This window comes from Microbulbifer mixtoriginis (SeqCode) (assembly GCF_052466715.1).
The window spans coordinates 749,362-761,086 of record NZ_CP174288.1 but is presented as its reverse complement, the minus strand read 5'-3'; the positions used below and the strand labels follow the sequence as shown (position 1 = coordinate 761,086).

The following is an 11,725-nucleotide window of genomic DNA, read 5'->3' as shown; positions in this document are numbered from 1 at the left end:
GAATTAGAGGCTCAACTTTAGAGATGAATCACAACATAGGGATATGCATTATTTCTGAGAACCCTGCTCTTATTGAAGAGCTGGATTATATTTTTTCTCTTATCCATGTCATTCAAAATCCTGAGGATGATTGCTCATTTACGATAGAGCCATTTTCTCTACCGCCGAAAAATAATAGGGACATATTGAATGCCACTATAAAACAAGCTCAACACTATCTAACGAATGCTGGCAAGCGTCATGAATTCTCATTTACTCCATATATATTTAGAGATTTAAATGAAGCAATTAAGGTGTTGCCTGGAGAAAATACTGTTTTTGACATATTTATTGTTGATACTGAATATTTACCCGAATACTCCAAAGAGGCCAACATTAGCTTACCCGAAAGCCCTTTTGATTTATTAATATCATCTTGTAAAGTACGTACACTTACTCCATTTTCTAAAGTTATGTACGTGCCAGAAGAGAGTCTAAATAGTATTTTATCATATGTTGATGGCAGTACTCAGATTCAAGTTCTACAAGACGATCCGGATTTAGTTAGGGCGAAATTGCTAAAACTATTGATTGATCACATGGAGCACGGTTATCTCAATAAGTTATTATCAAGAACTGCAGCAACCACTAAATCACCAATTGGACTCGCCCAGGCAATCTTTAGTCACATGCAAGAATTCTGGCCGAAGCAATGGGATTTCCACTATTATACGGGCTCTATGGTAGCCAACTTAATTCGCTCAATACAGGCATTATGTACGGATGCCCAGGATGATTCATCGCCCAGATGTTTAACTGGTAATAATGAGCATTGTTTAGCTGCTGGCGCATTAGCAGGATGGCAACTATTCGAGCGTTCATACGTTATTACAGTCACTTCTGGTATGATTGATGAATTTCGTGGCACTTTATCCAACCTTCAAAGAGCAAAAGCCCCAGGCTTAATTATATGTGCTGATAGTCCAGCCGATTCTTGGTTTGCTTTTCAGGGAACAATTGACGTTGATACTGATGGGCGTGAGGTCATAGCTGCCAGAAGGATACCCCACGTATACCTACATGATCGGGAAACCTTATCAGAACAGCTGAATAAGGCTTTTCAAGTCATGCATGAAAATCCTGGTCCCGTTTTCATTTTTGCCACTCCTAATATACTCGAGTCTAGGGAGAATACATTTAGCCCATCTGAATTCATATCTAAAGTATCCGAACCTGATGATATACATCAGAATGATCTCGATACTGTTATGAACTTAATTAACAATTCTGATATCAGATTACTCTGGAACTGTGGTCCGCTTTCTAAGTATGAGCTTGAGTTGGTAACCCAAATTGCGCAAGATGCAGGTATAGCTCTAACCGATTCATTAACTCATCCAGGTACGGTTCAAGCTTATAGAAATGGAAAACTTAATAAAAACTATCTTGGAACCTTCGGCGTCTATGCTTTCAGTCGACGGGTTTATCACTACCTACATGACAATGGAAAACTACGAGGACCGGATACTCTTAGTCAATTTTTTTTAAAGCATAAAATTGATCAGGCTGCGACCCCATTTTCAGAAGGTAAACTGAAGCGTAATATCCATATCGTCCAAGTTAATAAAAATAAACGTCATCTCTCTCCTTACAGCAATATTGCCCTTAATATGCCTCTTGTAAAACTCTTGGAGTATATAAAGGCGCACTTAGACGTACAGGATCACATCAAAGCAAATCGCTTAGCATACTTGACAGAGGCTACAAATCTTGACGAATGTGTACCCGGGGATTATATGGCCAGCCTTCCAATGTCAGCCAATTATTTCATGTTGAAGTTAGGGCAGCAGGTTAGGAGATTAATTGAGAACAATGCATTTGAATTCATTGGTGTTTATGATGTAGGACGCTGTGGGTTATCAGCAATACGTAATATACCAAGGACCTGTCGTAGTTTTTCTGGCTGGTACGGAAGAGCACTAATGGGAGATGCGCTTTCTGCCCTACCCTACATTGCTAGAACTTCTGATAAAAATGTATTGGCATTTATTGGCGATGGTGCACGAGCACTGGTTCCCAATATTGAGAGTCAACTTGTCCATGCTTTATCTCAAAACCCAAATGGGACAAAAATTAATATTACACTTTTGTATCTATGCAATGGTGTTTTATCAATGATTCAAACATATTTGGACAAAAGAACACCATCCGGCTGTGGTCGACAGGTAGTGGTGCCTTTACCACTTCAGGAGAACCATACCGAGTATAAGAGAGAGCCTGTTACTTCCCGCAATATCATTGTTAATCGAACAAGGGTTAGTAGCTATCAGGAGCAGCAAATAGGAGATCTTTTGAATCAAAAGGGAAGAATAAATATTGCTGAGGTGCTTCTATCCCACAATTCTGATGGAGATGGTCTAAGCCTAATCTCTGAAGCCTCCTGGAATCGAATTACAGCTTGAATTTGGACTTAAAAGAATGAAATTTGGATTTATCGCTCACCCAACATCAGTTGCCCTGAAGCGTCATGTTAAACTTATTGATTTGGTCAACCGAAATATTGATGAGCAAAGTAATGGTTATCATGAGGACTACTGGAAAAAGCAAAACCTTGTGCCATTTACTACTTTTGATTCCGTTATCAGTAAGGCAGGGTCACAATGTAGTGGAATTATTCACTATATGCCTCTAACCGCAGAGGAAATGCTTTCGGAACATCGAAATGTAACAAAACGTGTTATTGAGGGAATCAATGACTTACAAAGCCGTGGAGCAGAACTAGTTGGGTTAGGTGGATTCACTGGCATCGTTGGAAATCGGGGCCTGCAGACAGCAGAGAAATGCTCAATTCCAATCACCACAGGTAACTCTCTAACAGCTTATGCTGCTCAAAGAAACATTCTACAAGCTATGGAGCGGCTCGAACTATCACCTCAAGGTATAGAAGTTGCCATTATAGGCTATCCAGGCTCTATTTCTCTCGCTATTGCTCAACTGCTTATCGATAAAGGTTGTCACCTAACATTAGTGCATCGAGGTAAGAGCGATCCTGATAAATATCTGAACTACCTGCCTAGCCAGATGCATTCATCTGTAACGCTCACTAATAATATTGAAGATTGTTACGGTAGAATTAAATTTTATATTGCAGCAACTTCTACAGGCAGTGTAATAGATCCAGCCAGACTTCTTTCTGGCTCAATAGTGGTTGACGCAGCCTTACCTAAGGATGTAATGCCCACACTACAGCCGAGAGAAGATATTCTGATTATAGATGGTGGCCTGATATCTGCAGGTCCTGAAGTCAGCTTCGGGGAAGCCACTAAAAATTTTGCTCCAAAGAAGTTCATGAATGGTTGCTTAGCAGAAACTATCGTTTTAACTTTAGAGCAATGCAGAGAAGACTATTCATTAGGTAGAATACTGCCGCCAGAGCGTGTATTAAACATTGGCCAACTAGCAGAAAAACATGGTTTTACCACTGTACCAATGGCCACCGACGGAGAGTGGATTACCGATTCCCATTTTTATGGGCTTCTTCGCCATCATCGTGATATTCAGGTCTCTCTTGATACTTCAAAACACCTACAGCGCACTCAAACCATTAGTAGATTTCGACATCACATTAATCCTGTGATGGCAGATTTTTACCAATTTAACCATATTGAACGTGTTTTTCATCACGGAAGTGGATGTCAACTCACTGATATGGATGGAACAATTTACTTAGATTTTGTTGCCGGTTATGGGTGCCTTAATACTGGCCATAATCACCCTAAAGTAACAAAAGCTATCACAGATTATTTATCATCGGAGAATCCTACTTTTGTTCAGTATGTCTCCATGCCATATCATGCCTCTCTACTTGCAGAGAGGCTGGCTGAGCTTGCTCCTGGAGATTTATCAAGAGTCTTCCTCAGTAACTCAGGTACAGAGGCTGTGGAAGCTGCTATTAAAATGGCTCTTGCCGCAACTTCAACGGGTCGTTTGATATATTGTGATAATGGCTATCACGGAAAAACCCTTGGGGCATTATCTATCACTGGCCGCACTAAACACAGATCAGAATTCGAACCTCTATTACCTGAATGCCATGAAATACCTTTCGGTTCCTTGACCGCATTAGAGGAGGAATTACAGAAAGGTGACGTGAGGGCATTTATCCTTGAGCCTATACAGGGTGAAGGCGGTGTTCTATTACCACCTAAAGGATATTTAAAAGAAGTCAGGCGCTTATGTACTAAATATAATGTCATAATGATTCTCGATGAAGTGCAAACGGGACTAGGTCGAACCGGTAAACTCTTTTGTTGTGAGTGGGAGAATGTGGTACCTGACATTTTAATATTATCCAAGTCACTTTCCGGTGGCACTATTCCAATTGGTGCTACGATATCAAATCCTCGTTTATGGGATAGCGCTTACGGTAGTATGGATCGCTGTATTTTGCATACATCAACTTTTGGAGGCGGAAACCTGGCTGCTGCTACGGCTCTTGCGACTTTAAATGTTATTGTAGAAGAAAATTTAGCGGCTAATGCTATAGCTATGGGAGAAAAACTTAAAAGCTCATTAGAAGAAATTGCCAGTCAATACCCCTTCATTAAGTCTGTAAGGGGAATGGGACTTATGCTTGCAATTGAATTTTCTCAATCTTTCAAAGGCAGTATTAATGCTACTGCTCAGGAACTTGCTCATCGCTTACCCTGGAATTCTCGTGAAACTTACAAAATGCTGTCAGATAATGCCAAGCATCATATGCTTGCTGCCATTGATGCAATTGAGTCCAATTTGGAAGATATGTTTTCCCTAAGATTCGTTACAAAGCTTTCTCAAGAACATAATATTTTAACTTTTCTTACTGCGAACAATAGTCGCGTGATGCGCATTCAACCTCCATTGGTTTTGAATTCCCAAGAAGCATTAAGATTTATTTCTGCTTTCGATTCAGTATGCCGAGACATGTCTACTTTTATGGACTAACCATCATACATGTTAAGCAATTAATTTTTAATGGAAGCCAGCAGCTAAAAGATAAACATGTCATTATTAACAAAACAACAAGAAAAGCTTGTTCAGAGAGCACGTGATTTTGTACAAACAGAACTCCTTCCTCTTGAAAAGGAGGTTGAAAAATCTGGTGGAATAAGTTCAGAATCTTCTAATGAAATCATAAGAAAATCTCGACAAGAAGGTCTTTTTGCGGCCAATATTGATCGCCGATTTGGAGGGGGGGGACTCACCACATTAGATAACGTTCTCTTGCAAGAACAGTTCGGAGCCACCAAAGAAATTCTTGCACGTCGAGCGGCAGGAAATATCTATGAGTGTATTAAGGAAGGTACAGCTGAACAAATTGAGCGTTTCTTGATTCCTAGTATCAGAGGCGATCGGCACTCAGCATTAGCTGTCTCTGAGCCTGAGGCAGGTTCTGATGCGGCATCTATTACTACTAGGGCCGTACGCTGTGATGCCGGCTGGATACTTAATGGAAGAAAATATTTCATTAGTGATGCGGATTTCTGTGACTACTTTATAGTTGCAGCTGTAACTCAACCAGATCTTGGTCCACGTGGAATCTCTTTATTTTTGGTTGACAAGAGTCAACAGGGATTTTCCTATGGCAAAAGTTTTAATATGCTCGGATTTAAGGGTACAACGCATCGTGAGCTAATTTTCAACAATCTTATTCTGGGAAAAGATGCGCTGCTAGGAGAGGAGAATGACGGCTTTAGAATTCTGGGCGATACATTAGGAAAAGCGAGATTAAGTAAAGTCGGAGCCAGGGCAATTGGGAAGTGCCATCGTCTGTTGTATTTGATGAAGAAACACGCCCAAGATCGTCAACAATTTAGTAAAGCTCTCATTGATTTTGGCCAAATAAAACAAATGATTGTTGATAGTAATATTGAAATTGCAGCTGCAAGAGCACTTCTTCTACAAACTGCTAAGGAAATTGATACTGGCTTAGATTCTCGGGCTGCCATTTCCCAAGTAAAGATACTCGCAACCGAAACTTTGGGGCGTGTTGCAGATAGGGCTGTCCAAGTCTTTGGCGCCTCCGGCTGTCACGATGAAGAGGTGATTGAAAGTTTCTATCGCGATGCTAGACTGTATCGTATTATAGATGGAACATCAGAAATCCATATGAATATCATAGCGAAGGGTCTAAAAAGATCAGTTGGGCCTTGTTTCGTAGCCAGCTAAATTCCCTTGAAAGCCAGAACTACTATTTCAGTCAGTTTCTGGCTACACCAGAGAAATTAGATTGATTGATTTCCTTTTAGAAGGATTAACTTATGATTTTTAACTCTCCAAAAACTAACAGCGACCATTAGCCCACCTAATAATATAGTAAACATAAAAGGTGAGAGAGGGGAAAACTGGTGAAGAAATGCTCCCACCAATGGGCCCAGGGCCAATCCTAAGCCTTTACTGACGCCATTGATTCCAGCTATTTTCCCCTGTGTATTCTCATCACCACTGAGACTTAATAACGCGAGATTTCCGGGAAAAAGCAAACCCATTCCACCTCCCAGAATTGCCATACCTAAAAATAACCACAGGTAAGAATCTGCAGAAGCAGATATAACTAAGGCTACAACTTGAATGATACAACCACCTATTAGTAACTTCTCAGGGGACCATGAAAGTAATTTCATTAACACACCCTGAGTTATAACCATAACTGTCATACTGGTCATCATTACTGCACCAGTTCTTTTAAGTGCCTCTCCCGAGGAATAACCAAATTCATCTTGTAACCTCAAACCAATAACTTGCTGTAATGTTCCATAAATTAGCAGACCACAAAATGTTATGAACAACATTGGTAGCAGATTCTTATAAGATAATTTAAATTTTGTATTTAATGACGAACTTCCAATTTCCTTTGATTCTTGTAGATTATTGCAGCCTAACCACCACAATATTAATAGACTTAATCCAACGATCGAGAAGCCTATTGCAATGGAATGCTTACCAATAAGCATTGCTATGAAACCACCAACAACAGTACCAACTCCGAATGCAGCACCCATTTTACCCATTCCTCTTGCGCGGTAGTCACGAGAGGTGAGATCAGCAATAAATGCCTGAGCTGCCGGCATAATGCCTCCAACCCCGATTGCCTGGCATAACCTTAAGCAAAGTATAATTAAAAAGACAGACACCACAGCTATATCAAAAGTTAGCTTTATATATATAGTACTTGCGGTCAATATCAAAAATAAACCCGTGACCAATATACCAATAGATATAATTTTTTTTCTTCCATAAATTTCACTTTTAACCCCCCAAAATGGAGCCGAAATCATCATAGCGAGAGAGGAGACCGTTAATATAAAACCGGTTTGAATATCTGTTAGCCCCAAATTTCTACCAAGTAAAGGAAATGTTATAACAAATAGACTGTGCGCTACTCCATTGGCAACCAGGATAAGAAGTAATAAGTTAATGTTTTGTGCTTTCTTAAAAGACTTAACTGATTCCATACTCACAGTACACTTCCTGTAGTCTTTCATTATTCCTAAATTCAATAGGAGTGCAGCTATATCTCTGTTTAAAAGTCTGTGCAAAATGGCTTGCACTGCTAAATCCACATAAGAAAGCAATATCTGTAATACTTCTTTGCTTATCTTTTAACAGTGATCGTGCTCTCGCCAACCGATAATCTCTTAGCCAACCAAATACTGTCTTGCCAAAAGTCTTTTTGAAGGTTCTATTTAATCGACTATGGCTCATCCCTACTATTCTTGACATTTCCTCCAGCGAAGGGACATTAGCTAAATCAGCCGTCATCAAGTTTATTATCTTGTCCATTTCGGATGATTTTTTTGCGACGGGAGTATCATCAGGTGCAAGTTCAGCGAGAGGTCTCAGCCATCGAGCCAATACATCGAGCGTTTTTGCCTCAGCACTCAAACAATCTAAAGCCGTATTAAAAGGGTTTCCCATTAAGTCTGAAATCCAGGATTCATTTGCTTCTTGATAACCCAGCCTCATAAGCCAAGGTGTTCCATTATCGGAAAAAATTCTAGATTTATTTGGAAAGGCAAAACCGACACGTTTTGTTGCATATTTGATTACAACCATTTCATTCTTTTGCTTAGAAGGTGTATATCGAAAAAGCTTACTGCCTCCGGTATTCACCAACCAAACATCACCAGGTCTAATCAAATAATTTATATCATTTTTGGAAAACCCAATGGAACTAACTCCTTCAAATCCAAATATCAGTAGTGTTGTATTTTTTTGATAGCGAATACACGAAAGATAGTGGTCATTAAACGTACAGCTACTTCCAGTCAAAGTAATATCGTCGCATATTCTACACGTCGTGAACTCCGTATCGCCAATTTCAGGTGGCAGAGAAGTTTGGCTCCACTTGCCCTGGGCCCTACCTGTCTCTTGTAAGTAATTATCAGAGACAATAAATGGTACGCAACCATCAATTACAGACTTTTTCCCACACAACTCCATTTGATCTAATCCATCTATCCATCAAATTTTTCACATGAGAATACATTAGATTGCCTTCATTTCAAGGAAATTAAACTAACTACCTTTATTTTCTACAGGTAAGAAACTAAATAGGATGTTATTTAGCTAAAGTGTTATTTTGTGACTTATCTATCTTGATTATTTGTTGAGTAAAGTTATATAAGATCTGAAGAGAGGTTAAATAATCATCTGCTTAACTGCCTGGGGCAGAAAATATCAAAAGTTTCAAAATTTCACTCTACTTTATGCCATTGATACTTTTGAAACATTCTTCCATCCATACTAGAAACTATTCTTCTACTTGAACTTTCTCGTCAGATACTATCTAAACTGTGGCCCACCAAGCTATCTTTAGGAGATTCAAGAACTATCGATTTTCCACACAAAAAGTAAGTGTTTTGTATGCAATGTCGCATGAGGAGGAGAGGAACACTATTTCTATACTGAGGTTGCTGTTATGGTACTTGTTACTTGAATATCGTCAGCAGTCTGCATCTTTCCATTCTTATTTTCCCATATCTAGTTTACAGTTTTCCTATGCCAAACCTCTAGAAAGCCCTTTCATCTATTCAGGGTAATTGCTTGTCAGACTTCTTGAGAGGTGTTTTGTTCGTGCAATCAATCATACTACCTGCTCTTCTCAAGACTGAAGCCTACTTAAGAAAGAACTCAGTGATAAGAACCATAGAGGAAGATATTTCTATACGCTAATTGAAGAACTCACAGCTTATCCTTTATATCTGTCGGATAATCGAAATTTCTTAGACATCACTTCTACTTTCCAGCAGAATCAGTGGATATTTTATGGTTGCATAATGTTCGCCATTTAATCCCATTTGGCAACTGTAAACACCGGCAGTTCTACCTATTTTGGATGAGAAAAAATAATTTACTTTATGCTATACAAAACTTTTAACAACAGGCCAATGTAGGCTAGGTGGTTAGCTTGCCCTTTCATATAAGTCCTATTCCTGACAAGCTAAATACCACAATTCAAAACATTTTAAATCTAAGATACATTGTCAATATCTATACATCACCCCTGAAATTAAAAATTCATAGTAATCATCAACCAAAATTTATTTGTATCAGATAAATAATCTTTTGCGTTATAGGTTGCATATTTCACCATACCAGACAAATTCTTACTGAATTTGCGATTATATCTGACACTCCATTCACTACCATAAAACGCGTTTCCCTGATTGGCTTCAAAGTTATGATAACTAATACCCAAATTCCCACCGATCAGTTTTAAGTTGGCAGTAACATACAAATCTTCAACGCCTTTTGCTGGTGTTTTTCTGAATTTATCTGTAAATCCTTGAAATTTATGGGTAGTTGCAAGTGGTGTACTGAAACCAATACCGTTGTTTGCTCCCAGTATCTCGTAACCTATTTTCCCCTTCATTTTTCCTAAGGTGCCTGTAATCTCAGCTAGATAATAATTTGCTGAGTAATCATTAAGGTTTTTATTAATATTTTTCTGGTGTGCGAAACTCAAACGGGTTTCAAAGGCACCAAAATTTCCCAGATAATCCATACCGTAAGTACGACTAGAATCATTTATGGCATTATCGAAGTCTAGATTATATAAAAATACAGATAGTTGATGTTTTGTTAAAACAGGGTAGCTAGCTCGAAATAAGTGGATATCCCCTTTGAAATCTGAAAAGTTGCTATCTTCTCCATAAACACGATTGATGTTGTAGATATAGCTGTGATCTAACTGTAATTGACCCGGATTACCATATTGATAGCGTATACCATCGTATGTTCTTTCGTTCTGACGCCAGCTTGCTTTACCCTCCATGCCTCCAACAAAGCGTGGGTTATTTAAGTTAATACGCTGATTACCTACCGTAACTTTCAATTGTTCTAAATTATATCTCAAGTACACCTGATTAATCTCTGTACCTTTGGGGTCAGCCACAACCGGGTATTCAGTCTTGCCATTAACCGTAGAGTTATACTTATCTACACCAATCTCACTCACATTGTCCAACTCAAGGAAGAAGTTCGCCCCCTGAAAGCTACCACTTCTCCAGTTAATACGTGTTCTTAAAGTAGAGGCTACAGCATCTTCATACAAATTATCTTGTTCGACATACTCTGTACGGTATCGAAGGTTCACTCCAACCTCACCCGACTTTAGAACTTCTGTTATTCTGTTGGTATTACCACCGTTAGCCTCTACTCTTTGAGTATTGCAAACACTTAGGATGAGTATTGTTACCAAGTATAAATTATTATTTTTCACTCGCTAATCCTTTGCACATTTTAATAAGCTCCGCTACCGGATAGTATCAAAACTCAAACATCCTACTTATCAAACTACGGTAGCTTGCTAATAGTTAGATACCAACCTTATCGGATCCCGAATCATGAACCGATAAGATAAATAACCAGTCAAGATTAACCTTAAATTCATCTCATGTCATTTTTCCAGATTCAGCATCATAAAAATACGGCTTCATAAATTACTAGCATCGATAATTACTAACCTCCCAACCATTCTCTTGCACCATTTTCAGGTTAAAAAAACAGTCTAAATGATTATCTCCACCAACTTTATGAAGAGTTAAAGCCTGCAGTGGGGTTGTAAAAAAGTCGATCCCGTAATAAACCTGCTTCACAAAAGGAAACCCATGATATAACTAGATGTACCACCCCTTAGAATATATAGTAATTATGAAACGGCGATTGCAGTAAGGATTACTTTGAAAGAGATAGAGATTACACAAAAAGACAACCTTTATTTAACACTACATCTTTCAGGTAAAGATGAATTAAATACCTCTTCTTACCATATAAAGCCATTAAATAGTAAAGCTATGCTATCAAATGAAAACTCAAAGAATTTGGCGTTGATGAACGTCAGATATCTAACGCGTATATATTCAAAAATTTCTTTTTGTGCTTAGAAATTATTCTTGAAGTTAAAAGTTTAGCCGTCCAGTAACGTCGGTCTTGGAAAAGGATTGTTTTGATTGAAGCACAAAATTTGATTGGAACAGCTCAGAATATTTCTTCTATTTAATAATATTGCTAGATTTAAGTAACAGCTGTAATAGTACACTTTTACAGATTACTAACTTTTATATCATTCATTTAAAATTTAGCCAGGCGCCTTAGATGAAAGCTAAATGAATGAGCTTGGAGACAAAATTAGGTTATACCTATCTAAGGAGATCTCTAGTTTCCAGCCGTTACTGAATATACATATACTCGATGCCCTAGTAGA

The 11,725-nt window shown here is 38.6% G+C and carries 6 protein-coding genes; 3 read left to right on the top strand and 3 right to left on the bottom strand.

Features of this window, described 5'->3' with window-relative positions:
- Positions 1–23: 23 nt before the first annotated feature.
- From ACJJH9_RS03370 to ACJJH9_RS03360, 3 genes are read left to right on the top strand one after another with little or no spacing between them, the layout of a single operon-like run.
- Positions 24–2,441, top strand: coding sequence for a hypothetical protein (locus ACJJH9_RS03370; protein ID WP_444924314.1), 2,418 nt, complete (start codon positions 24–26; stop codon positions 2,439–2,441).
- A gap of 16 nt (positions 2,442–2,457) precedes the next feature.
- A complete protein-coding gene (pigE, locus tag ACJJH9_RS03365) occupies positions 2,458–4,962 on the top strand; it encodes a prodigiosin MAP biosynthesis aminotransferase PigE (protein WP_444924313.1) in 2,505 nt (834 codons plus the stop codon).
- A 57-nt stretch (positions 4,963–5,019) separates the two neighbouring features.
- Positions 5,020–6,186, top strand: coding sequence for an acyl-CoA dehydrogenase family protein (locus ACJJH9_RS03360; protein WP_444924312.1), 1,167 nt, complete (start codon positions 5,020–5,022; stop codon positions 6,184–6,186).
- Between the two features lie 56 nt (positions 6,187–6,242).
- Here the strand turns inward: ACJJH9_RS03360 and ACJJH9_RS03355 are convergent, their stop codons facing one another.
- The 3 genes from ACJJH9_RS03355 to ACJJH9_RS03345 form a co-directional block, all read right to left on the bottom strand.
- The gene (locus ACJJH9_RS03355; protein ID WP_444925202.1) at positions 6,243–7,472 is read right to left on the bottom strand and encodes an MFS transporter; all 1,230 of its coding nucleotides are present in this window, start codon (positions 7,470–7,472) and stop codon (positions 6,243–6,245) included.
- The gene (locus ACJJH9_RS03350; RefSeq protein WP_444882576.1) at positions 7,459–8,460 is read right to left on the bottom strand and encodes a helix-turn-helix domain-containing protein; all 1,002 of its coding nucleotides are present in this window, start codon (positions 8,458–8,460) and stop codon (positions 7,459–7,461) included. Before ACJJH9_RS03350 ends, ACJJH9_RS03355 begins: the two co-directional genes overlap by 14 nt.
- 1,069 nt (positions 8,461–9,529) lie before the next feature.
- Entirely contained in the window at positions 9,530–10,741 is a 1,212-nt protein-coding gene (locus ACJJH9_RS03345; RefSeq protein ID WP_444924311.1) for a hypothetical protein, read from the bottom strand.
- Positions 10,742–11,725 lie beyond the last annotated feature (984 nt).